Annotated in this window: 16 protein-coding genes and 1 pseudogene; 10 read left to right on the top strand and 7 right to left on the bottom strand. The window is 65.0% G+C overall.

Going from position 1 to position 23,690, the window contains the following annotated elements:
• Positions 1–74: 74 nt before the first annotated feature.
• Positions 75–1,838: an ABC transporter ATP-binding protein gene (locus tag ACVMB0_RS19410; RefSeq protein ID WP_456756072.1), complete on the bottom strand. Its 1,764-nt coding sequence runs from the start codon at positions 1,836–1,838 to the stop codon at positions 75–77.
• A 317-nt stretch (positions 1,839–2,155) separates the two neighbouring features.
• Here ACVMB0_RS19410 and ACVMB0_RS19405 point away from each other — a divergent pair, with 317 nt between their 5' ends.
• The 6 genes from ACVMB0_RS19405 to ACVMB0_RS19380 all read left to right on the top strand — a co-directional run bounded on the left by ACVMB0_RS19405 (position 2,156) and on the right by ACVMB0_RS19380 (position 8,107).
• A complete protein-coding gene (locus ACVMB0_RS19405; RefSeq protein WP_456756073.1) occupies positions 2,156–3,223 on the top strand; it encodes a glycosyltransferase family 4 protein in 1,068 nt (355 codons plus the stop codon).
• 302 nt (positions 3,224–3,525) lie between these two features.
• Positions 3,526–4,779 (top strand): ABC transporter substrate-binding protein, encoded by a 1,254-nt coding sequence (locus ACVMB0_RS19400; RefSeq protein WP_461347318.1) that lies wholly within the window; start codon positions 3,526–3,528, stop codon positions 4,777–4,779.
• 15 nt (positions 4,780–4,794) lie between these two features.
• Positions 4,795–5,664 (top strand): branched-chain amino acid ABC transporter permease, encoded by an 870-nt coding sequence (locus ACVMB0_RS19395; protein WP_461347317.1) that lies wholly within the window; start codon positions 4,795–4,797, stop codon positions 5,662–5,664.
• The gene (locus ACVMB0_RS19390; RefSeq protein WP_461347316.1) at positions 5,664–6,650 is read left to right on the top strand and encodes a branched-chain amino acid ABC transporter permease; all 987 of its coding nucleotides are present in this window, start codon (positions 5,664–5,666) and stop codon (positions 6,648–6,650) included. Before ACVMB0_RS19395 ends, ACVMB0_RS19390 begins: the two co-directional genes overlap by 1 nt.
• Positions 6,651–6,660: 10 nt before the next feature.
• The gene (locus ACVMB0_RS19385) at positions 6,661–7,410 is read left to right on the top strand and encodes an ABC transporter ATP-binding protein (protein ID WP_461347315.1); all 750 of its coding nucleotides are present in this window, start codon (positions 6,661–6,663) and stop codon (positions 7,408–7,410) included.
• Positions 7,403–8,107: an ABC transporter ATP-binding protein gene (locus ACVMB0_RS19380; protein ID WP_456756078.1), complete on the top strand. Its 705-nt coding sequence runs from the start codon at positions 7,403–7,405 to the stop codon at positions 8,105–8,107. Before ACVMB0_RS19385 ends, ACVMB0_RS19380 begins: the two co-directional genes overlap by 8 nt.
• A 122-nt stretch (positions 8,108–8,229) precedes the next feature.
• Here the strand turns inward: ACVMB0_RS19380 and ACVMB0_RS19375 are convergent, their stop codons facing one another.
• From ACVMB0_RS19375 to ACVMB0_RS19365, 3 genes are all read right to left on the bottom strand, one after another.
• Entirely contained in the window at positions 8,230–9,561 is a 1,332-nt protein-coding gene (locus tag ACVMB0_RS19375; RefSeq protein ID WP_456756313.1) for an IS1182 family transposase, read from the bottom strand.
• 206 nt (positions 9,562–9,767) lie between these two features.
• Positions 9,768–11,711 carry an alkyl/aryl-sulfatase gene (locus ACVMB0_RS19370; RefSeq protein WP_456756079.1) on the bottom strand — a complete coding sequence of 648 codons (1,944 nt, stop codon included), beginning with the start codon at positions 11,709–11,711 and terminating at the stop codon, positions 9,768–9,770.
• 51 nt (positions 11,712–11,762) lie between these two features.
• Positions 11,763–13,580: a flavin-containing monooxygenase gene (locus ACVMB0_RS19365; RefSeq protein ID WP_456756080.1), complete on the bottom strand. Its 1,818-nt coding sequence runs from the start codon at positions 13,578–13,580 to the stop codon at positions 11,763–11,765.
• A gap of 123 nt (positions 13,581–13,703) precedes the next feature.
• Between ACVMB0_RS19365 and ACVMB0_RS19360 the strand changes: the two genes are divergently transcribed.
• Positions 13,704–14,492 carry an IclR family transcriptional regulator gene (locus ACVMB0_RS19360; protein WP_461347314.1) on the top strand — a complete coding sequence of 263 codons (789 nt, stop codon included), beginning with the start codon at positions 13,704–13,706 and terminating at the stop codon, positions 14,490–14,492.
• Between the two features lie 20 nt (positions 14,493–14,512).
• Here ACVMB0_RS19360 and ACVMB0_RS19355 read toward each other — a convergent pair whose 3' ends face one another.
• The 3 genes from ACVMB0_RS19355 to ACVMB0_RS19345 are packed head-to-tail and all read right to left on the bottom strand — an operon-like array spanning position 14,513 to position 18,457.
• Positions 14,513–15,616: an ABC transporter ATP-binding protein gene (locus ACVMB0_RS19355; RefSeq protein ID WP_461347313.1), complete on the bottom strand. Its 1,104-nt coding sequence runs from the start codon at positions 15,614–15,616 to the stop codon at positions 14,513–14,515.
• A 15-nt stretch (positions 15,617–15,631) separates the two neighbouring features.
• A complete protein-coding gene (locus ACVMB0_RS19350; protein WP_461347312.1) occupies positions 15,632–16,657 on the bottom strand; it encodes an ABC transporter substrate-binding protein in 1,026 nt (341 codons plus the stop codon).
• A 24-nt stretch (positions 16,658–16,681) separates the two neighbouring features.
• The gene (locus tag ACVMB0_RS19345; protein ID WP_461347311.1) at positions 16,682–18,457 is read right to left on the bottom strand and encodes an ABC transporter permease; all 1,776 of its coding nucleotides are present in this window, start codon (positions 18,455–18,457) and stop codon (positions 16,682–16,684) included.
• Positions 18,458–19,475: 1,018 nt separating this feature from the next.
• On the opposite strand from ACVMB0_RS19345, the gene ACVMB0_RS19340 reads away from it, so the two are divergent.
• From ACVMB0_RS19340 to ACVMB0_RS19330, 3 genes and pseudogenes are all read left to right on the top strand, one after another.
• A complete protein-coding gene (locus ACVMB0_RS19340) occupies positions 19,476–20,885 on the top strand; it encodes an MFS transporter (protein WP_461347310.1) in 1,410 nt (469 codons plus the stop codon).
• Between the two features lie 152 nt (positions 20,886–21,037).
• Complete coding sequence (locus ACVMB0_RS19335) at positions 21,038–21,487, top strand: (2Fe-2S)-binding protein (RefSeq protein ID WP_461347309.1); 450 nt, start codon at positions 21,038–21,040, stop codon at positions 21,485–21,487.
• A gap of 10 nt (positions 21,488–21,497) precedes the next feature.
• A pseudogene (locus ACVMB0_RS19330) lies at positions 21,498–23,685 on the top strand (xanthine dehydrogenase family protein molybdopterin-binding subunit).
• The last annotated feature ends 5 nt before the right edge of the window (positions 23,686–23,690 follow it).

The raw sequence follows: 23,690 nt of genomic DNA, 5'->3' as shown, positions 1-23,690 counted from the left end.
TTGCTTGGCTCGAGTCTCGACTCTCGGTTCGAACGAACGCACCGGAACGCAAGTACACGCTTGATGGCGCGGGGTCAGGCCGCGCTGGTGGAGAGGCGGCCCATCTCGCGCGCGACCAGGTCGCGGTAGGGGCCTCTGCCCTTCACGAGGATGTCGGGCGGACCGTCCTCGACGATCCGGCCGCCTTGCAGCACGACCACGCGGTCGAAGCTGCGCAGGGTCGCGAGGCGGTGCGCGATCGCGACCACCGTACGCCCGCGCATCAGCCGGGACAACGCCTCGCGGATCGCTTCCTCGGATTCGGCATCGAGCGCCGCGGTGGCCTCGTCGAGCAGCAGGATCGGCGCATCCTTCAGGAACGCGCGTGCGATCGCGATGCGCTGGCGCTGGCCCCCGGATACCTTGACGCCGCGGTCGCCGACGATGGTGTTCATGCCCTCCGGCAAGGTTTCGATGAAATCGCAGCGTGCGGCGATCGCCGCGCGCAGCACCTCGTCGTCGGTGGCGTCCGGCCTGCCGTAGCGGATGTTCTCCAGGATCGAACGATGGAACAGCGAGATATCCTGCGGCACCACCGAGATCGCCGCGCGCAGGCTCTGCTGGGTGACGCGCGAGATGTCCTGGCCGTCGACCGTGATGTTGCCCTGCTCGACGTCGTAGAAGCGCTGCAGAAGGGTAAACAGTGTTGACTTGCCGCCACCGGACTGGCCGACCAGGCCGACCCGCTGGCCGGGTTGGATGCGCAGACTGAAGCGCTCGAAGACCTGCAAGCCGCCGGGATAGCGGAACGAGACGTTGTTGAAGGCGATCGCCGCGCCGCTCTTCACCAGTGCTTCGGCCTCCGGGTGGTCCTTCAGCTCGTGCGGCTGCAACAGCGTCGCCAGCGCCTCGGTGAGACGCGCGACATGCTGGGTGACGTCGACCAGCGCAACCGCAAGATCGCGGGTGGCGCTGAGGATCGAGATGCCGAGCGTGCAGACCAGCACGACATCGCCGGTGGTGGCCTGACCCTGCTGCCAGAGCGAGAGGGCCCAGGCCAGCATCGCGATCGTCAGGATCACAGTCACGGCGGCGTGAACCAGGCGAAGCTTTTCGAGATAGCGCAGCGAACGGCCGCGCGCGACCAGTTCCCGATTCACGGTGGCGTCGAAGCGGTCGTGCTCATAGCCGAGGCCGCAGAATGCCCGCACCAGCGGCAAATTGTTGATGACGTCGACCATCTCGCCATCGACGGCGGCCGCCCGGTTGGCGAAATCGTCATGCAGCGGCCGGCCGGCGGCGGCCATGCGGAACATCGCCACCACCATGGTTCCTGCAATCAGGATCAGCACGGCTGACATTGTCAGACTTACGGTTCCAACCAGGGTGATCGCGGCGAAGGTCGCGATGCACGGCGGCAACACGTTCCATACGAACATGTTCTCGACAGTGAACACCGCGTTCGATGTCGCCGTGATCCGGCTGGTCAGCATGCCTGGCAGCCGGTCGGTGAAATAGCTCGGCGCGTGGCCGGTGAGATGACGGAACATGTCGCGGCGCAGGTCGCCGGTGACGCTGACGAAGGTGTAGCTCGCCGTCCAGCTCGCGATCCGCCACATGAAGTTGTCGGCTGCGATCAGCGACATGAGCAAAGCGAATGCCAGCCATACGCCGTTCGCGGCCGACGGCCCGGCCGACAACGCGTCGACCAGATTCTTGACGCCGTATTGCGTGCCCACCGAACAGGCAACCGCCGCGACCACGGCCGACAAGATCACCACATGCGACGGCAGCCGCCGGCGCAGATAGCGCAGCACAAAGGGGAATGGGCGATGCGCATATCCTGACAGATGGTCCATGACGTCCTGCAAAAGCTGTTGAAGGTGAACGAGAAAATTTTAGTCGAAGCTCTCGTGCACGATGACGTGAAGGGCGGCGGTTGGATTCCTTGATGCAGCCATCACTGCGCAACAATTTTGCAACGCTGGCGTCGGCAAAAACGTGTTGGAGCGAGATGGCATCAGCAAGACCACAGTGTGATGGAAGAAAGAAGCGGGAATCCACATACCCATAAGGAACCTCGCACGTGCGAGAACGTTCCCGTCTTCGGCACGTCAGTGCCATCACAGGGCAGAGGGGTCTGGTTCATTCCACATTACAAACAGGAGACGGAGAAATGCGCATCGCGCAGGTTGCCCCGCTGACGGAGGCTGTTCCCCCCAAGCTCTACGGCGGCACCGAACGGGTCGTGCACTGGCTGACCGAAGAACTTGTAACACTTGGACATGACGTGACGTTGTTCGCCAGTGGCGATTCACAGACCTCCGCGAAGCTCGATGCGACCTGGCCGAAGGCGCTGCGCCTCGACGGCTCCGTCCGCGACCCCAATGCGCTGCACATGGTGATGCTGGAGCGCGTCCGGCAGAAAGCCGACGATGACGAGTTCGATTTCCTGCACTGCCATCTCGACTATTATCCGTGGTCGCTGTTCACGCGCCAGCCGACGCCGTTCGTGACCACGCTCCACGGCCGGCTCGACCTGCCGGAGCATCAGCCGGTCTTCAACATCTTCTCCAAGATCCCCGTGATCTCGATCTCCAATGCGCAGCGGCGGCCGGTGCCGCAGGCGAATTGGGTGCGCACCATTCATCATGGCCTGCCGGAGAACCTGCTGACGCCGCAACCGGCCAAGCCATCCTATCTCGCCGTGCTCGGGCGCATCGCGCCGGAGAAGGGCGTCGATCGTGCGATCAAGATCGCGACCCGCTGCGGCATTCCGCTGAAGATCGCGGCCAAGGTCGATCGCGCCGACCAGGAATATTACGATGAGTTGATCAAGCCTCAGATCACCGACAATCCGCTGGTCGAGTTCATCGGCGAGATCAGCGACCGCGAGAAGCCGGATTTTCTCAGCGGCGCGATCGGACTCCTGGTTCCGATCGACTGGCCGGAGCCGTTCGGCCTCGTGATGATCGAGGCGATGGCTTGCGGCACGCCCGTGATCGCCTATAACCGCGGCTCGGTGCCGGAGATCATCGAGGATGGTTTGACCGGCTTCATCGTCGAGGACGAGATCAGCGCGATCTCCTCGGTCGGTCGGCTGTCGACGCTCAACCGCGACGCGATCCGCAAGCAGTTCGAGACCCGCTTCACCGCGCGCCGGATGGCGCTCGACTATCTCGCCGCCTATCGCAGCCTCATGGAGGACAAACCGCGCTTCAAGCTCGTGGCGAGCGCCGAATAGAAGTTGCAGCGGCCGATCGAATGATCCGGCGGGCCGGCCGGCACCGTCCGTGCCGATCCGTCGGGTCATTCGATTGTCAATAATGCCGTCACCCCGACGGCAACTCCCGTGGGGCGAAGCGATCCGCATGCGCCGCGCCGCGCGATTGCTGCGACGCACCCCTGGTGACACGCATCCCCATCAACCCGGCTGATATCGCCTTTGCGATTGGCGGATTACGTGCTCTTATGCGCCCCGCTTGAACGAAAAATAATAAGCGAGCGGACGGAGCAACCGTGCCGCGGTCGCACAGGGGGAACGCCATGCCAGGGGACCGCAAGCCGTCGGCCATTAATAATGCCGTACCGACTACCACCTCACCGAAGAAACTGAACCGCCGCAAATTCCTGGTCAGAACCGGAGGCGTGCTCGCGGCCGGCGCTTTCGGCGCCGTCCCGCTGCGCGGCTGGGCCGCGGACCCGATCAACATCGGCGCGCTCTATCCGAGCACCGGCAGCATGGCGCAGATCGGCATCGGCTGCGTTGCCGCGGCAAAGCTCGCAGTCGACATGGTCAACGAGGCCGGCGGCATCAAATCGCTCGGCGGCGCCAAGCTCAATCTGATCGTCTCCGACGTGCAGAGCGACACCACGGTGACGCGCACCGAGACCGATCGCCTCATCACCGGCAACAAGCTGTCGGCGATCCACGGCTGCTACGCAAGCGCGCTGACCTTGATCGCAAGCGAGGTCTGCGAGCGCGCCCGCGTTCCGATCATCACCGGATCGAGCTCCGATCAGCTCAACAAGGGACGCAGCTACACCTTCACGCCGTTCGCCCGCGCCTCGCAATTCGCCAAGGCACAGTTGCAGATGGCGAAGCTGGTCAGCGAGCAGGCCAAGGTCGCGGTGATCTTCGAGAACACCGCATTCGGCACCTCGACCTCGAACGGGCTGAAGGAGCTGGCGCCGGGCGAAGGCGTCGAGATCGTGATGTTCGAGCCCTACTCGGCCGGCTTCACCGATGCCAGCCCGCTGATCAACAAGGTCAAGGCCTCCGGCGCCAACACCCTGTTCTCGCTGTCCTACCTCAACGACCTGATCCTGATCGTGCGCACCGTGAAGCAGATCGGGCTCAACATCGCGATCAACGGCGGCTCGGGCGGCTTCGTGATGCCGGACTTCTACAAGAATGTCGGCAACGCGGCCGAAGGACTGCAAGGCGTGGCGCACTGGAACCACGACGTCAACGAGGATGCGCAGAAGGTCAACGTCGAATTCAAGAAGCGCACCGGCGAGTTCGCCTTCGAATATGCCGGCGGCCTGGTGGCGCAGACCTTCATGCTGGCCGATGCCCTGGAGCGCGCTGCCTCGGCCGATCCGAAGAAGGTGCGCGAGGCGTTGTCGACGCTCGACGTCTCCTCGGGCTTTGCTGCGATGGCACCGGGCGGCAAGGTGAAGTTCGGCCCCGACGGCAAGAACGTCTATGGCCGTCCGGTCGGCGTGCAGTGGCAGAACGCCGATCTCGTCAGCGTCTTCCCCAAGGAAGACGCCCGCGCCCCTCTGATGAAGACCTGAGCGCGGTCGGATCAGATGTGGGAGACACTGGCCCAGGCCGTGATCAACGGCCTGCTTATCGGCGGCATCTACGCGCTTGTCAGCATCGGCGTCACGCTGATCTTCGGCGTGGTCAAGATCGTGAATTTCGCCCAGGGCGAGTTCGTGATGCTCGGGATGTATATCTCGTTCTTCCTCGCCACCCAGTTCGGCATCGATCCGCTGGTCTCGCTGGTTGTCTCCATGCCGGTGCTGTTCACAGCCGGCGTCCTGATCCAGCACTTCCTGATCCGCAGGGTGCTCGGGCCGAACGACATGCCGCAGATCTTTCTGACCTTTGCGCTGTCGCTGCTGCTGCTCAATCTCTCGCTGATGCTGTTCAGCGCCAATTATCGCACCGTCCACACCTCTTACTCGGATGAAGCGTGGCACATCGGCGGGCTCTACATTCCGGTGGCAAAGCTGATCGCCTTTGCCGTCGCGATGGCGCTGAGCGGGCTGCTCTGGGTGTTCCTGCACACCACCGATCTCGGCCGCGCCATGCGCGCGGCGTCGCAGAACCGCGACGTCGCGATGCTGATGGGGATCAATCCAAATCGGGTGTTCGCGGTGGCGTTCGGCACCGCGCTGGCGCTGGCGGGCGCCGCCGGCTCGCTCTTGATGCCGTTCTATTCGGCCTATCCGTTCGTCGGCCAGGTGTTCGTGCTGATGGCGTTCGTCGCGGTCGTGATGGGCACGCTCGGCAATGTGATGGGCGCGCTGATCGCGAGCCTGATGATGGGCGTGGCGGAATCGCTCGGCATCCAATTCGTCGGCGCCGATTCAGGCCTGATCGTGGTGTTTGCGCTGCTGCTGCTGACGCTCGCCTTCAGGCCGAGCGGCCTCGGCGCCAGGAGGGGGCGCTGATGCAAGCATCCGGCAACATGAAATGGCTGTGGCTGGCGATCGGAGCGGTCGTCATGATGGCTTTGCCCCAGCTCGTCACCTCGTCGTTTGCGATCGACATCTTCATCCGCATCTTGCTGTTCTCCTTCATCGGCGTCGCCTGGAACCTGATGGGCGGCTATGCCAAGCAGCTCTCGCTGGGCCACGCCGCCTATTTCGGCCTCGGCGCCTACACCTCGACCATCATGCAGGTGAACTACGGCATCTCGCCCTGGATCGGGATGATCGCGGGCGGCGTGGTCGCGATGCTCGCGAGCCTGCCGATCGGCTGGCTCTGCTTCCGCCTGCGTGGGCCCTATTTCACCATCGCCACCATTGCGACAGCCCAGGTGCTGATGCTGATCTTCCTCAAATTTCGCGACTTCGCCTGGGGCGCCGAGGGTACCACGATCCCGAACCTCGGCAGCGCGCCGCTCATGATGCAGTTCGAGGAGAAATCGTCCTACTACTACGTCGTGCTCGGCCTGCTCGTGGTCGGGCTGTGGATCACCCACCGAATCGAGAAATCCTGGATCGGCTACTATCTCGTCGCGATCGGCGAGGATGAGGACGCAGCCGAGGCGATCGGCGTCAACGCGCCGAAGGTCAAGCGCGACATCTACATGATCAGCGCGTTCCTGACCGCACTCGCCGGCACCTTCTATACCCAGTACATCTACTTCATCGATCCCGCGACCGCGTTCAGCTTCAACGTCTCGATCGAGGCGGCGCTGGTGTCGATCGTTGGCGGCATCGGCACGCTGTGGGGACCCGTGATCGGCACCGTGCTGCTGGAGACCACTTCGGCGCTGCTGCAAAGCTGGCTCGGCAGCTCGGTCGGCGGCATCCAGCTCACGGTCTATAGCCTGATCCTGATGGCGGTGATCCTGTGGCGGCCGACCGGGCTGATCGGGTTTGCGACCGATTTCTATCACCGCACCCTCCGGCGCAAGCCGGCGCGCGCCTGAGGTCTTTGCGATGGCGGAAGCACTGGTCATCAAGGGTCTCAGCAAGCGCTTCGGCGGCCTGCGCGCCGTGCAGGACGTCAGCTTCTCCGTGCAGGAGAACGAGACGGTCGCGTTGATCGGTCCGAACGGCGCCGGCAAGACCACGAGCTTTCATTTGATCACGGGGTTCCATCGCCCGGACTCCGGTTCGGTGCTCGCCTTCGGTCACGAGGTCGTCGGGCTGAAGCCGCACGACGTCTGCGCGCTCGGCATGGCCCGCACCTTCCAGGTTGCAAAACCGTTCGGCGCCATGACGGTGCTTGCCAATGTGATGACCGGCGCCTTCCTGCGCGACCGGCACGTCGTCGCCGCGCAAAGGAAGGCACGCGAGGCGATCGAATTCGTCGGGCTCGGCGCCAAGGAGCAGACCCCCGCCAAGGATCTCACCACGATCGACCAGCGCCGCCTCGAGATGGCCCGCGCGCTGGCGACGCAGCCGAGAATCCTGCTGCTCGACGAGGTGATGGCCGGGCTCAACCCGGCCGAGATCGACCAGGCCGTGGCGCTGGTGAAGAAGCTGTCCGCCAGCGGGCTGACCATCGTCATCGTCGAGCATGTGATGCGCGCGATCATGGCGGTGGCGCGACATATCGTGGTGCTCGACCACGGCCAGAAGATCGCCGAGGGCGCACCGAAGGAGATCGTGGAGAACCCGGACGTGATCCGCGCCTATCTCGGCTCCTACGCGCATCCGACTGCGCCAGGAGACGCCCATGCTTGAGCTCTCCGGCGTCAGCGCCAGCTACGGCTCGGTGCCCGCGATCACCGATGTCAGCATCTCCATCGGCGAAGGCGAGGCCGTCGGCCTGCTGGGCGCCAACGGCGCCGGCAAGAGCACGACGCTGCGCGCCGTCTCCGGCCTCGTCAAACTGTTCGCAGGCAAGGTCACCTTCGACGGTGTCGACCTCGCCACGCTGCCGCCGTACCGGATCCCCGAGTTCGGCATCGCGCATGTCCCGGAAGGCCGCCAGGTGTTCCCGGACATGACGGTGCAGGAAAATCTCGAGATCGGCGCCTACACGCCCAAGGCCAAGGCGGATCGCGCGCGCACCATGGAGCTGGTCTACGGCATCTTCCCGAGGCTCGCCGACCGCAGGAAGCAGCTCGCCGGCACCATGAGCGGCGGCGAGCAGCAGATGGTCGCGGTCGGCCGCGGCCTGATGCTGAAGCCGCGCCTGTTGATGCTGGACGAGCCCTCGCTCGGCCTCGCCCCTGTCATGACCGACGTGACCTTCGAGAAGATCGGCGAAATCCACAAGATGGGCACCGCGATCCTGCTGGTCGAGCAGAACGTCAGCCGCGCGTTGTCGCTGGTGCAGCGCGCCTACGTGCTGGAGAGCGGCAACGTGATCATGCGGGGCACCAGCGCCGAGCTCGCCAACAACAGGCAGGTGCAGGCGGCGTATCTCGGGATTTGAGGGCGCCCGATCGACCCGTCATCCTGAGAGCTTGTGACGGATTCGGCTCCTGCGGAGTTTTTGGCGGCTGTTCGTCGCAGCAATTGGCAGGTTTGAGTTCGAGTTCGGCGATGACCCGTTGTTTAGGCTCTGGAGAGGCGGTTGCCTTGCAGGATGTTGTTGACGAGGGCGTACCAGAGCACGACGGCACGGACCTTTTCGATGCCGCGCACGGTCAATTGCCGCAGGTCCCAATTGCGCCAGCGGGCATGGATGCACTCGCAGATCGACCGGGACCTGTATCGGGCCTTGCCCTCTTCGCTCGCCATTCGCGCACGCCAGGCCAACACCCCCGGACCGTCGCCGCGCCGCGGTAGATAGGGATCGGTACCGTGCTTGGATTGAGTGGGCGGACAAAAGATATCGATGCCCTCGGCATAGGCCCATTCGATGTCCTCGGCACTGCCAAAGCCGCCATCGACGAGATGGTCCTTGGGCAACCCTCCGGGCCGCGCACGCTGCCGCTCCAGCATGGGGCGCATCAGGCCGCGATCGGATCCGATGTTGCAAATTCTGGTGTCGACGACGATCTGCTCCCCGGCCACGCTCGTCACCTGCACGTTGTAGGCGGGGCGGAAGCCGCCGTTCGCCATCTTCATGACCCGTGCATAGGCGTCCGTCGTGGAGGCCCGCGGCTCCTTCGGCGTCTTGCCGTTGCCGCGACTTTCTTCGCGCTCCTTGCGCTGCTGCTTGATCTCGGCGAGCGCCGTCTGCGCCGCCTTCACCCGCGCGCTGCGTTCCCGCGCGGCCCGCTCCTTGGCTGCCCGGGCACGCTTATTGCTGGCGTCCGAGCGTGTGTCGACCTCGCGCTTGAGGTCTTCCACCACGGCCTCAGCCTGCGCCAAATGCTTATCCAACGTCGCCTCGCGCCGGAACGAGGCGGCCCCGGCGCTGGCCCGGACCCGCATGCCATCCTGCGCCAAGGTCTCCAGATCGACGAGACCGGCCTTTGCCAACGCTGCCAGATGCTCACTGAGCAGTCGGTCAAGCAGATCGGCGTTGCCGACCCGGAAGTCTGCCAGCAGGTGATAGTTCACCGACACCCCGCCGCACAGCCAGCGATAGGCATCGTGGCTCTCGCACAGCCGCTCCAACGCCCGCGCGCTGCCAACGCCTTCGCTGGCGGCATAGAGCCACAGCGCCAGCAAAAGCCGGGGCGAGGTCGCGGGGTGACCGGGACGATCGCCGCGAGCCTTGATCCGGTCCTCCAACTCACTCAGATCAAGCTCTTCGACATAAGACCAAATCAGCCGCACCGGATGGTCTTCCCCGATCAGGCTCTCAATATCAACCGCTCGCAGCGCAATCTGGTCGCGCTGGGGCTCACGCAGCCGCGGAGCGCCGGGCAAGCCCGCTTCGACTGATGGCTTCGCCTGCTCCGGCAGGTCCCCAAACAACTCATCGGCAGCCAACATCACCTCCCGCGAATCCATCATCGCCAGAGAATCACACCGCGCCGGCTTTCGGCTATAATGCTCGCTGAAACCCCAAAAAAATCACACCCTCTGAGGAGCGCGTAGCGCGTCTCGAAGGATGCGCGGCCACCAGCCGGGCCGTCGACCCTTTGAGACGCCGCTGCGCGGCTCCTCAGGGTGACGGTCATTGCTTTGAGTATGCTGCTCTACACCACCACCGTCCGCTTCGGCTCGACGATCTCGAACATCCGCGGGAATTCGTCCATCAGCGCCATCAGTTCGGCTAGTCGCAGCGGATCGCCCGTCACCTTGATCTTGCCGGCACCAACCGCGTCCGGGAACGTGGTCAGCTTGGCGATGACCTCGTCGAGCACGCTGCGCGCCAAGGTGAAGCCGGCATGCGCATCGGCGGCCTGCGCGCCCGCAACGTAAGTCAGCGCCGAATTCTCGAGATTAAGCACGAAGCTCTCGCCGGTATCGGTAAAACGCCAGTTCAGCACGATGCGCTTGCCTTCGGCCTTGGGGCCGTTGAGGCGGACGCCGAGCACGTCCCAGAGCTGCTCGGTGCGGAGCGCAGCCAGCGTCTCGCGCGGCATCGACGAGCGCGGCGGCGTCTTCGGCATGCCCAGCCGCAGCTCTTGCGCACCGAACAGATAAGCGTTGCGCCAGGTCGAACTCTCGGCGGCGTAGCCGAGTTGCTCGAACGTATCGGCGAGCAATGCGCGTGCCGCCTGGTTGTCGGGCTCCGCGAACACGAGATGGCTGACGGCCTGCGCGACGAAGCGGAATTCGCCCCTGGCGAAGTCCGCCGCGGCCCGTTCCAGGATCGCATCGGCGCCACCCATATACTCGACATATTTCTTGCCGGCCTCGACCGGCGGCAGCGGATCGAGATTGACCGGATTGGCGTCGTACCAACCGAGATACTTCTGGTAGATCGCCTTCACATTGTGCCTGATGTGGCCGTAATAGCCGCGGCCGTGCCAGGCCCCTTCGAGGCTCGAGGGTAGCCGGATCGTCTCGGCGATCTCGGCCGCGTTGAGGCCGTGGTTCATCAGCCGGATGGTCTGGTCATGCGCGTATTTGTAGAGATCGCGCTGCTCGCGGATCATGGTGTCGATCCGCTCGCGCCCCCACACCGGCCAATGGTGCTGGCCGCACATCGCCTCCGCCTTGCCGCCCCACATCTGCAGGGCTTCGCCGAGATATTTCGACCACGCCAGCGCATCGCGCACGTCGGCGCCGCGGAACGGCAGCAGATTGTGGAAATTGTGCGTGCAGTTCTCCGCGAGGTTCAAAAGCCTGTAGCGCGGGATGTAGAAATGCATCTCCGCCGGCGCTTCGCTGTTCGGCGCCATCTGGAATTCGAACGCGACGCCGTCGATCACGCGCGTGTCACCGGTCGCGATGATCAGATCGGTCGGTCGCAGCAGCGCCACGCCGCCCGCCGCCATGGTCTTGCCGAGGCCGCAATCGACATGGCCGTGCACGCCCTTGGCGAGGAACGGTCCGAACTGGTATTGCGCGCGGCGCAGCATCGCCGGCCCCGCGATGATGTTCTCGGAGACCGCGTGCTCCATGAAGAAGTTCGGCGCGATGATCGGCACGCCCGCCGCCAGCATGGCGTCGTCGAGCACGCCGCGGGCGCCGCCCCAATGGTCGGTGTGGGTGTGGGTGAAGATGACGGCGGCAACCGGCCGCTTGCCGCGATGCTGGAAGTACAATTCCATCGCGGCGCGCGCGCCCTCGATCGAGGTCAGCGTGTCGACCACGATGACGCCGGTGTCGCCCTCGATCAGCGTCATGTTGGCGATGTCGAGGCCGCGCACCTGGTAGACGCCCGGCACCACATCGAACAGGCCGTGATGCATGTTGAGCCGCGACTGCCGCCACAGGCTCGGATCGACGGTTGCAGGAGCCTTCTCCTCGGACAGGAAGCCATAAGGCTCGAGGCTCCAGACCACCCTGCCCTGCGCCGAGCTGATGCGTGCGTTCTCGATGGTGCCGAGGAAGCCGCGCGCGGCGTCGTCGAAATCCCTGGTGTCGGCAAACGGCAGCGCCTTCAGCGTCGCCTCGTGCTGCGCGATGACCGACGCGGATGCCGCTTTGGGAAGCTCGTGCGACGTTTCAGCTGCATTTGTCTGGGTCATACTCGAGCACTCCCTCATCAACTCTGAAGATCAGTTTCGATCGTGCATCGCTCAGCGGAATTGCACGCCTTCGAACCGGCCGTTGCTGCGCCAGCCATCGATATATTTGAAGTAGGCCAACGGCCCGGCGGGATAGCCGACATTGAGCTTGGCCGCGGGCCCCGGCTCGCGTCCCTCATTGTTGTAATAGCCGGGCGTGCAATCGGGCCCGCCGATCATCCGGCCGACCGCGGTCAGCAGCAGCTCGACCCAACGATCCTCGGCCTCCCTGCTGACCTCGATTTCCTTGAAGCCGTTGTCCTGCGCGTGGGCAACCATCAGCGCGATGGTCCGCGCCGCTTCGGTCAGGTTGTGCGGCACGTTGGAGATCAGGTTGGCGCCCTGCGTCGGCTGCACGAAGAACACGTTGGGGAAGCCGTGGACGTGAATGCCGTGCTTGCTGCGCATGCCCTGCGCCCAGTGCTCCGACAGCTTGAGACCGTCGCGACCGGTCAGATCGAAGCCTGCGCGACGCTTGTACTCGGTGCCGACCTCGAAGCCGGACGCATAGATGATGCAGTCGAGCGCGTATTCCTTGCCGGCGACGACGATGCCGTTCTCGGTGATCTCCTCGACGCCCTTGCCGTCGGTATCGACCAGATGGGTGCCCGGCGTGTTGAACGCCTGAAGATAGGCGTCGTGGAAGCACGGCCGCTTGCAGAGCTGGCCGTACCACGCCTTGAGATTCCTGGCGGTCTCGGGATCGCGGACGATGCCGTCGACCCGGTTGCGGATCTCCTCCATCTTCTCGAAGTCGGAATCCTCGAACACGGCGCGCATGTTTTCCACGGTGCGCTGCTCGCGCGGCAGCAGCATGACCTTGGCGCGGATCCGCTTCGACAGGTCGGTCCAGCCGTCCTGCACCAGATCTTCCTCGGCCGATCCACCGGCCTGGTTGGCCGTGAAATTCTCCAGCCAGCGCTGTTGCCAGCCCGGCGTCGCGATACCGGCAAACCAGTCCGGATCGATCGGGCCGTTGCCGCGCACGTCGACCGACGACGGCGTGCGCTGGAACACGTAGAGCTCCTTGCAGGCGCGGGCGAGGTGCGGAATGCACTGCACCGAGGTTGCGCCGGTGCCGATGATGCCGACGCGCTTGTCGGCGAGCTTCTCCATCAACGCGCCCCGGGGATCGCCGCCGGTGTAGTCGTAATCCCAGCGGCTGGTGTGGAACGAGTGGCCCTTGAAGCGCTCGATGCCGGGAATGCCGGGCAGCTTCGGCACATGCAGCGGGCCGGTGCCGATGCCGACATATTGCGCGGTGAAGGCATCGCCCCTGGTGGTGCGGATGATCCAGCGCGATTGCGCCGCATCCCAATCGAGGCTCGTCACCTCGGTGTGGAACAACGCGTTGTCGTAGAGATCGAACTGCCGGCCGATCCGCTGGCAGTGCGCCAGGATCTCGGGCGCATGCGCGTATTTCTCCGACGGCATATGGCCGGTCTCTTCCAGCAGCGGCATGTAGACCATCGACGCGGTGTCGCACTGCGCGCCGGGATATCGGTTCCAGTACCAGGTCCCGCCGAAATCGCCGCCCTTCTCGATGATGCGGACATCCTTGACGCCGGCCTCCGTCAGCCGCGCCGCGGTGGCGAGCCCGGCAAAGCCGCCGCCGATGAAGGCAAAGGTGACGTGGTCGGTCTTCGGCGCGCGCTCTGTGACCGGCGTGTAGGGATCGTCGAGATAATGCGCGAGCTGGCCCTTGATCTGGAGGTACTGGTCGTTGCCGTCGGGACGCAGCCGCTTGTTGCGCTCGTGCTGATACTTCAGGCGCAGCCGCTCCTTGTCGATCGCGGCGGGCTTTGCATCGGCTTGCTCGGTCATCGTCATCGGCGGGCGCCTCGCTCCAGCGGTTCTTTATCCTTATTTCCGGCAGATAAACCGATATCGACACGATTTGCAAATTCATTCCGATATATTGACAAAACTGGTCGTCCGAGACCAATATTCCGTATGACAGCATCTTCCCCTGCCGATACTCAGCCGGATCCGTCCTTTGCGACCACTCTGGCGCATGGCCTCGACGTGCTGGCGGCGTTCCGCCGCCATCCCGGCTCGCTGTCCAATGCCGAACTCGCGCTGCATACCGGGCTGTCGCGGCCGACGGTGTCGCGGCTGACCTACACGCTGGAGCAGCTCGGCTATCTCAGGCGCGACGCCAAGGGCCGCTTCGTGCTCGGGCTCGGCGCGCTCGCCGCCGCCTATCCGGTGCTGTCGGCGCTGAAGGTGCGCCAGCTCGCGCGTCCACTGATGCGCGACTTCGCGGCCTATGCCGGCGGCACGGTGTCGATCGCGATGCCGTTCGGGATCGACTTCATCTATGTCGAGACGCTGCGCACCACGGACACCGCGCCGCACGTGCCCGACGTCGGCTTCGTCAGCACGCTGGCGCCGACCGCGGTCGGGCGTGCGCTGCTGTCGCTGTTCACCGAGGACGAGCTCGGCCGTTATGTCGCGCGCGTCAAGGCCGAGCGCCCCGACGAGTTCGACTATGTGCAGAAGCGCACACTGCCCGACGTCGAATTGTGCCGGGAGCGCGGCTTTGCCATCTCGCTCGGCGAATGGCGGCGCGAGATCTTCGGCGTTGCCGCCCCGCTCTATCGCACGCCGAGCGGCGAGTGCCTGTCGGTCAATTGCGGCGTCCCCTCCTACCGCTTCAGCGCCGAGCAGATCGAGCGCGAATGCGGCCCGCGCATCCTGGGCCTCGCGCGCAGCATCCGCGCGCTGGTCGGGGAAGGTTAACCGGCGCATCGGCAGCACAGCTAGTCCTGCGATGCCGGCCCGCCGTCGCGGTAGGCCCACAGGCATTCTCGCGGCAATGCGACCTGCGCCTCGACGCCGACCTGATGGCGCGCGGCAGTGCCTAGCTCGATTGCTTCCAGCCGCTTGCCGAATAGTTCGAGGCCGTAGGCGGTCTGCGTGCCCTGGTAGCGGCGGTCGAGCACCTTTGCCGAGAATGTATTGGCGCCATCAGGCCGGCCGATCGCGATGTTCTCGGGCCGCAGTGCCACGCGCACCCTCTCATCCGGCGCCAGCGGCTGGAACAGGGCGACCTCGCCTCGCCGGCCGTCGCCGAAATCGACCATGCCATACGCGCCGTTGCAGGCGACGAGCCGGCCTGCGAGCTCGTTGGTGGCGCCGGTGAAATTGGCGACGAACAGATCGGCCGGACGGTTGTAGATCACGTCAGGCGTGTCCATCTGCAACAGCTTGCCGTCGCGCATCACGCCGATGCGGTCGCCGAGCACGACCGCCTCAGCCTGGTCATGGGTGACGTAGAGCGCGGTCATCCCGGTCTGCTTGAGAATGACGCGGAGATCGTCACGCAGCCGCAGTCGCAACTTGGCATCGAGGTTCGACAGCGGCTCGTCGAGCAGCAAGAGCTGCGGCCGGTACACCATGCTGCGCGCCAGTGCGACGCGCTGCATCTGTCCGCCTGACAGCGCCACCACCGGCCGGTCGGCATAGTCGGACAGCCCGACCAACTCCAGCGCTTCCTCGACCATGCGGGCGGCATCGGTGCGCCCGACGGTGCGGTGCTTCAATGGATAGCTCACGTTCTGACGCACCGTCATGTGCGGCCACACCGCATAGGACTGGAACACCATGCCGAGGTTGCGCGCACGCGGCGGCACCAGGATGCCGCGGTCCGGTGATGATACCACCCGCCCGGAAATGCTGATTTCGCCGCCGGTCGGATGCTCGAGCCCGGCAACGCAGCGCAGCGTCGTGGTCTTGCCGCAGCCCGATGGCCCGAGCAGCACCACGATCTCGCCGGCCGGCACGCCAAAGCTGACCCCGTCGACCGCAGGGCGGCCGATCGCAAACTGCTTCCTGAGATCGGTGACTTCGAGCGTCGCCGTCATCGCTTGCCTCGTCGCCTATTGCCGATACCCGTACGTCTTGTCCCAGTCCGCAACCCATGCCGCGTGCAGTTTCACGTAGTCGTCGAAGTTCGGATACCAGAGCTTGACCACCTTGGGATCGAACCCTTCGGGAAATGCCGGCGGCTGCTTCAGCGATGTGAGATTGCCGAGTTCCTTGATCATGAAGGTCTGGCCCTCTCTCGACAGGCACCAGTTCAGGAACAGCTTTGCCGCGTTGGGATGCGCGGCCGTCTTCGGAATGCCGCTCGCATACGGATTGACCGGCGCGCCCTCGGGCGGGAAGAATATCTCGATCGGCGCACCGTCTTTCTTCTTTTGATAGATCACGTTGTAGAGCAGCGGCGCGATCGCGATCTCGCCGCGCACCAGCGCATCGGCGGTCGGCGCGCCGGAGGGATAGAGCACGGGATGGGTCGCGGCCTGCTTGGCCCAGTACTCCTCACCGAGCACCTGGCGTTCGAACATGATCCGCGTCCAGGTGGTGCCGCCGGACTGCGCGAACACCTGGCCGATCAGCTTGTCATATTGCGGCTTGGTCAGGTCCATCCAGGATTTCGGCGGATCCTTCACCAGCTCGGTGTTGTAGGCGATCGACCAGGCGATCGTGGCGCGCGGCCAGTATTTTGGCGAGATCAGTGCATGCGGATCGTAATCGGCCGCGTTCGGCGGCGCGTAGTCCTGGAACAGGTCCTGCAGCGGCTGCATCAGCGCGCGGTCGGAATGATCCACCACGTCGGCGATCAGCTTGCCGGCCGCCGCCTCGGTCTTCACGCGGGTGATGAGCTGACCGCCGGGCGCGCGGACCATTTCGACCTTGATCTCAGGATAGCGCTTGTTGAAGGCCTTGATGACCTGTTGCTCGATCTCCGCGAAGTTTGCGGTGTAGAACACGAGCTTGCCTTCGGCCTTGGCAGCCGCGATCAATTCCGCCGAGCCGAACTCCTGCGCCCGAGCGGCCGGCACCAGCGCAAGCGCTGCGGCGCTCGCCAAGGCCAGTGTGGTGAAGGTCCGTCTATCCATCGCCAATCCTCCCGTCGTTTCTTGTTATCCGGTCCGTGCGACGTTGCCCTGCGCAGCCCCGCGCGACAGCCAGTTGGCGCCGCCGATCAGGACACCGAGCAACACGGTTTGCACCAGGCTGAAGGCCGCGGTCTTGCCGATATTGCCGCCCTCGTAATAGTCGAGCAGCAGCACCGACATCACCATGGTGTTGCTGGTGTAGAGGAACAGCGACGAGCCGAGCTCGCGGATCGCCAGCACGAACAGCAGCGTCATCGACGCCAGCACGCCCGGCCGCGCCAGCGGCAGCACGATCGAGGTGATGGTGCCGAGCATGCCCCGGCCACAGACCCAGGCGGCTTCCTCGAGCTCGCGATGGATCTGCAGGAACGAGGTCGACAGCGACTTCACGGTGTCGGGCATGAAGCGCGCGATGAAGGCCAGCGCAAGAATCCAGATCGTGCCGTAGAGTCCGCCGGGCACGCCGATCCAGGCCCAGAGATAGGCGACGCCGACCACCAGCCCGGGGATCGCGACCGGCAATGTCGAGATCAGGTCGATGGCGCCGCGCCCGGCGACACGGGTGCGATGGATGGTGTAGCCGATCGCGAAGGCGAGCGCGCCGCCGACAATTGCGGTGATGATCCCGACCTCCAGCGCGTTGTAGATCGACTTCATCGTCAGCGGATTGTCGAAGATGCTCTCGAAATGCGTCAGCGAGTATTGCCGCATGTCGAACAGGCTGGCGGCGTCGCGGATGAACATGAACTTGCGGAACGCCGCAACGATCAGCGCCAGCGACGGCAGCACCACGACGACCAGGAGATAGACGATGCCGAGCCCGAAGGTGAGCCAGCGCCACGGCCCGAGATCGAGGCTGCGCGGCCGGAATGCCTTGCCGGCGACGGTGGTGTAGCTGCGCCCGCTCAGCAGCTTCTGCTGCAGATAGACCAGCAGCCCCGTGACCACCATCAGGATGATCGCGACCGCGGCCGCGGTGTTGTAGAGCGGCGGCGACCAGTTGGTGAGCTTGAAGATGTAGGTCGTCAGCACGTTCAGGTTGGTCGGCGCGCCGAGCACCGCCGGAATACCGTAGATGCCGAGCATCACGATGAACGACAGCAGCATGCCCGAGACGATCGCCGGCATGATCAGCGGAAACGTCACCGTGAACAGCGTCGCGAACGCGCTGGCGCCGGAGATTTCCGCGGCCTCCTCCAGGCTCGGGTCCATGTTGCGCAGCGCCGAGGAGGTGAACATGTAGACATAGGGCGCGTAGTAGATGCCGAACACGAACACCATGCCCCACATCGAATACAGATCGACGCGCAGGTCCGATCCCATCCACTTGAACATCGTGTTGATCAGCCCGGTCTTCGGCGAGCCGAGGATCGCCCAGGCCACGCCCGCCACCAGCGGCGGCGCAAACAACGGCAGGATGCTGGCCGCGGCGATGAAGCCCTTGAACGGCGTGTTGGTGCGAACCAGGATCCAGGAGAACAACAACCCGATCGCGACCGCGATCAGTGTGCCGCCGCCGCAGGCGATCAGCGTGTTGAGCAACGCTTCGCCGACATTCGGATTGGCCAGCACCGCGAGGAAATTGGCGATCGACAGATGGCTCAGGCTGAGGCGGATGCCGTCGACCACCGGATTGGTGTCGGTGAGCGCACCGAGCAGCAGCATCAAGACGGGATAGATGACCAGGAAGCTGAGGACCGCCAGCAAGGCTGCGACCCAGAGACCGGTGAGCGCGCGGCGGCGGGTGGCTTCACCGGCGCTTCGCATGGCTTCGCTGCGCCGGTCGGTCGGTCCGTGCAATGCGCGCTTCCCCTGTTGCGGCCCGATCTGACGTCGCGCCTGCTTGCATACAAAGGGTAGTCGATCCCGATTATGACGCAAGCTATCCGAAAGTCGTCTGCGTGCGGTTGTGTGACACACTGCGGGAACACGCGTTCGATTGATCCCGCTCACGCACCCCAATTTCATCGTCGTCCCGGTCCTCGCCGCGACCACGATGAGGATCGGTCTCGATTCAATTGCCACGCTCTCGGTGTCATCACCCGCGAAAGCGGGTGATCCAGTATTCCAGAGACGGCGGTGCTTGAGCCGAGAGGCTGCGGCGTACTGGATCGCCCGGTCCCGTCTACGCCAAGGCTTCGACGAGGCAAGCAGTCCGTGGCGCGCCGAAGCTTTAGCGGAGGCGGCAAGCCGGGCGATGACAGCTTGGGTGAGGACGCGGTTTCGCGTTCTCGCGACATGAATTGTCCGAGTCTTGCTCTTCGTTTCCACCCTCTCCGTTGGTGAGGGCGCAGGGAAAGCCGGGTGCCGATCGCACCCATGGGCCCCGTGCAATAGGTAGAAAGCACGGGGGTAGGACCACAGGTGTCACCGGAAACTCCGGCTTTCCCTGCGCGATGGGTTACGGCTTATACGTGCTCTCCCCGGCGAGACTTGGCTTTGTTGTCACCGTCTTCGCGACGCGCATTGCGCAATCGGAAAAGACACCTACCGCTAGGGCGTCAGGCCTGCACGACTTCGCCGTCCGCCTCATGCGCACTCGTCAGTTGCGCAATCGGCGTCCACCGCATCTCGACCCACGTTCGTGACGACCGCGAAGCGCCCCTCGTGTCGGGCGAGACGAGCCTATTGAACATCTGAGTTGGGGTGCGCGTCAAGAACTAATTCGGAAAAAACGAAGAAACTTCGCCGCACCCTCCCCTCGACAGGAGCGTGCCGGCGCGCCCGGCAAGACCGCTTCGCATACGCATCATGCAATGGCGCGGCTGGGGAACGCGAGGCCGGCGTAGTACATGGCCGTCTGGAGACATTTTCACACATGCTCGAGAAGACCCCGACCACCGCGGCAGCGGCGCCGATCACCGATGGATTGCCAGATGGGTTGCCTTGGGAGACCCGCCGATGGGCGGTGGCCGCGATCTTCACGGCGCTGGCGATGGCCTCGCTCGACACCGCGATCGCCAACATCGCGCTGCCGGCGATCGCCAGCGATCTGCATGTCAGCCCTGCAGAGGTGGTCTGGGTCGTCAATGTCTACCAGATCGCCCTGGTCGCGACGCTGCTGCCGCTCGGCGCGCTCGGCGAGATCGTCGGCCATCAGCGGATCTATCTCGGCGGCCTGCTGCTGTTCACATTGGCGTCACTCGGCTGCGCGCTGGCGTGGTCGCTGCCGAGCCTTTTGGTCGCGCGGACATTACAGGGGCTCGGCGCCAGCGGCCTGATGAGCGTCAACACGGCGCTGGTGCGGTTCGTCTATCCGAGCCGGATGCACGGCCGCGGCTTCGGCCACAATGCACTCGTGGTCGCGACCGCCTTCACGCTGGGGCCGACCATCGCCTCCGGCCTCCTCGCGCTCGGCCCATGGCCCTGGCTGTTCGCCGTCAACATTCCGTTCGGCATCATCGCATTGCTGATCGGCATGAAGACGTTGCCGAAGACGCCGCGCGCCACCCACGCCTTCGACTTCACCGGCGCCGCGCTGGCCTGCGCCTGCCTCGGCCTGTTCATCATCGGCATCGGCAGCGCCGCCCACAAGACCGCGCCCGCGCTGGTCATCGCCGAGCTGGTCGGCGCCATTGTGTTCGGTTGGATCCTGACCCGGCGGCATGCCGATCATCCGGCGCCGATGCTGCCGATCGACCTGTTCCGCCGGCCGATCTTCGCGCTGTCGGCCGCGACCGCGGTCTGCTCATTCGCCGTGCAGGGCCTCGCCTTCGTGTCGCTGCCGTTCTACTTCGAGGACATCCTGCACCGCTCGCAGGTCGAGACCGGATTCTTCATGACGCCCTGGCCGCTGGTGGTCGCCTTCATGGCGCCGATCGGCGGCCGGCTGTCGGATCGCTATCCGGCCGGCATCCTCGGCGGCATCGGCATGCTGCTGCTCGGGCTCGGCATGGTGCTGCTGGCGACGCTGCCGGCGGAGCCGAGCGTCGCCAACATCGTCTGGCGCACCATGGTCTGCGGCATCGGATTCGGGTTCTTCCAGACTCCCAACATGAAGGCGATCATGTCGAGCGCGCCGTCGCATCGCAGCGGCAGCGCCAGCGGCATCGTCGCGACTGCCCGGCTGACCGGCCAGACCACCGGTGCTGCCCTCGCCGCGCTCTGCTTCGCATTGGCCGACCGCGAAGGCGCCACCGTGGCGCTGGCGCTGGGTGCCGGGTTTGCCGCGCTCGGCAGCGTCATGAGCTTCCTGCGCCTGGCCGTCGCCTCACCGCAAAAGACATGACAGGCATGTCGCGCGCGAGGGCGCGACCAAACACCGCGCGACCAGTTTTCTTCCGCGCTGCAAACGCGTTTTCTTGATTTGAAACGTTCCAGTTTCAAGGCCAACATCGCACCGGAGTCCGATCGGAGGATTGGACCATTCAGGGGATCGCGATGGCAAACCTCAAAATCAACGGCAAGACAATCACAGTAGACGTCGAGGACGACACCCCGCTGCTCTGGGCGATCAGGGAGAATGTCGGACTGACGGGAACCAAATACGGCTGCGGCATTGCACAATGCGGCGCCTGCACCGTGCATGTCGACGGCGTCGCGATGCGCTCCTGCGGCGTGACGGTAAGCGAAGCCACCGGCAAGGAAATCACCACCATCGAAGGTCTCGCGGCGAACGGCGTGATGCACAAGGTGCAGCTCGCCTGGATCGCCAACGACGTGCCGCAATGCGGCTATTGCCAGAGCGGCATGATCATGGCGGTGGCGGCGTTGCTGAAGGACAATCCGAAGCCATCCGACGACGACATCAACGACGCCATCACCAATATCTGCCGCTGCGGCACCTTCCAACAGGTGCGCGAGGCGATCCATGCTGCCGCGAACGCGTGAGGAGGCAGGGATGAATCAGCACGTCATGCCCAAACTCAACCGCCGCGCTTTCGTGATCGGAACGGCAACCGCCGGCGCCGGCCTCGCGCTCGGCCTCGATCTGCCGTTCGGCGGCCCCACCGTGGTGCGCGCCGCCGACGGCGCGCCTGAAATCAATGCCTGGGTGGTGATTCGGCCCGACGACACCGTGGTGATCCGCATCGCCCGCTCCGAGATGGGCCAGGGCACGCTCACCGGCCTCGCCCAACTCGTCGCCGAAGAACTGGAATGCGACTGGTCGAAGGTCACCACCGAATATCCGACGCCGGGCCAGAGCGTCGCCCGCAAGCGCGCCTGGGGCGATTTCTCCACCGGCGGCAGCCGCGGCATTCGCACCTCGCAGGACTATGTCCGCAAGGGCGGCGCCACCGCGCGCGTGATGCTGATCCAGGCCGCGGCCAATGAGTGGAAGGTGCCGGCCGCGGAGTGCAAGGTCTCCAACGGCGTCATCACCCATACGCCATCGGGCAAGACCACGACCTACGGCAAGGTCGCGGAAGCCGCCGCCAAGCTCGAGCCGCCGGCCGACGTCAAGCTGAAGGACCCGAAGGACTGGACCATCGCCGGCAAGGGCCTGAAGCGGCTCGATACCGTCGACAAGACCACCGGCAAGATGATCTACGGCATCGACGTCAAGCTGCCGGGCATGCTGAACGCCGCGATCAAGGATTGCCCGGTGTTCGGCGGCAAGGTGAAGAGTTTTGACGAAGCCAAGATCGCGGGCATGAAGGGCGTCAAGAAGGTGGTGCCGGTCGGCGACAGCGCGGTTGCCGTCGTCGCCGACACCTGGTGGCACGCCAAGACCGCCCTCGATGCGCTGCCGATCGTCTGGGACGAAGGCGACAACGCAAAAGTCTCCAGCGAGACGATCGCGAAGTGGCTGGCCGAAGGGCTCGACAACGCGCAGCCGGCCTATGTCGGCAACCAGAATGGCGACGCCAAGGCGGCGATCGCCAGCGCGGCGAAGAAGGTCGAAGCTGTCTATAGCTACCCCTACCAGAACCACGCCACGATGGAGCCGATGAACGCCACCGTGCTCTACACGCCGGACAAATGCGAGGTGTGGTGCGGCACGCAGAATGGCGAGGCGGCATTCGCCGCGGCGCTCGAGGCTTCCGGCCTGCCGGCGGAGAAGGTCGACGTGCACAAGCTGATGCTCGGCGGCGGCTTCGGCCGGCGCGGCATGACCGACTATGTGCGGCAGGCGGTGGCGATCGCCAAGCAGATGCCGGGCACGCCGATCAAGCTGTTGTGGTCGCGCGAAGAGGACATGCAGCACGGCAAATATCATCCGATCACGCAATGCAAGCTGACCGGCGCGTTCGATGCCGACAACAATCTGGTCGCGCTGCACTACCGGCTGTCGGGTCAATCCATCCTGTTCTCGCTACGCCCGGAAGCGCTGCAGAACGGCATGGACCCCGCCGCGTTCCAGGGCGTCGCGCAATCCGGCGAGGCCGCGGTCGGCTATTCGGTGCCGAACCTGCTGGTCGAGCATGCGATGCGCAATCCGCACGTCCCGCCCGGCTTCTGGCGCGGCGTCAACGTCAATCACAACGCGATCTACATGGAATGCTTCATGGACGAGCTGGCCCTGGCGGTGGGCCAGGACCCGCTCGAATTCCGCCGCAAGCTGATGGGCAAGCATCCCAAGCATCTCGCGGTGCTCAACGCCGTCGCCGAGAAGATCGGCTGGGGCACGCCGGCCCCCGCAGGGCGTTTATCGCGGCATCGCGCAGGTGATGGGCTATGGCAGCTATGTTGCCGGCGCCGCCGAGATCTCGGTGACCGAGGGCAGCAAGATCAAGGTGCATCGCATCGTCGCCTCCACCGATCCCGGCTATGTCGTCAACCCGGCGCAGGTGGAGCGGCAGATTGCGGGCTCGTTCGTCTACGGCCTCAGCGCGCTGTTCTATGGCGGCTGCACCGTGAAGGACGGCCGCATCGAGCAGACCAATTTCGACACCTACAACTCGATGCGCATCAACGAAATGCCCAAGGTGGAATCGGTGATGGTGCCGAGCGGCGGGTTCTGGGGCGGGGTCGGCGAGCCGACCATCGGCGTTGCGGCGCCGGCGGTGCTCAACGCCTATTTCGCGGCGACGGGGAAGCGCATCCGTTCTTTCCCGCTGCGCAACCAGAACATCTCCTTCGCCTGATCAAC

Source organism: Bradyrhizobium sp. USDA 4451, from assembly GCF_054822585.1.
The sequence above is the reverse complement of the archived record's forward strand: the minus strand, read 5'-3'. Positions and strand labels throughout refer to the sequence as shown.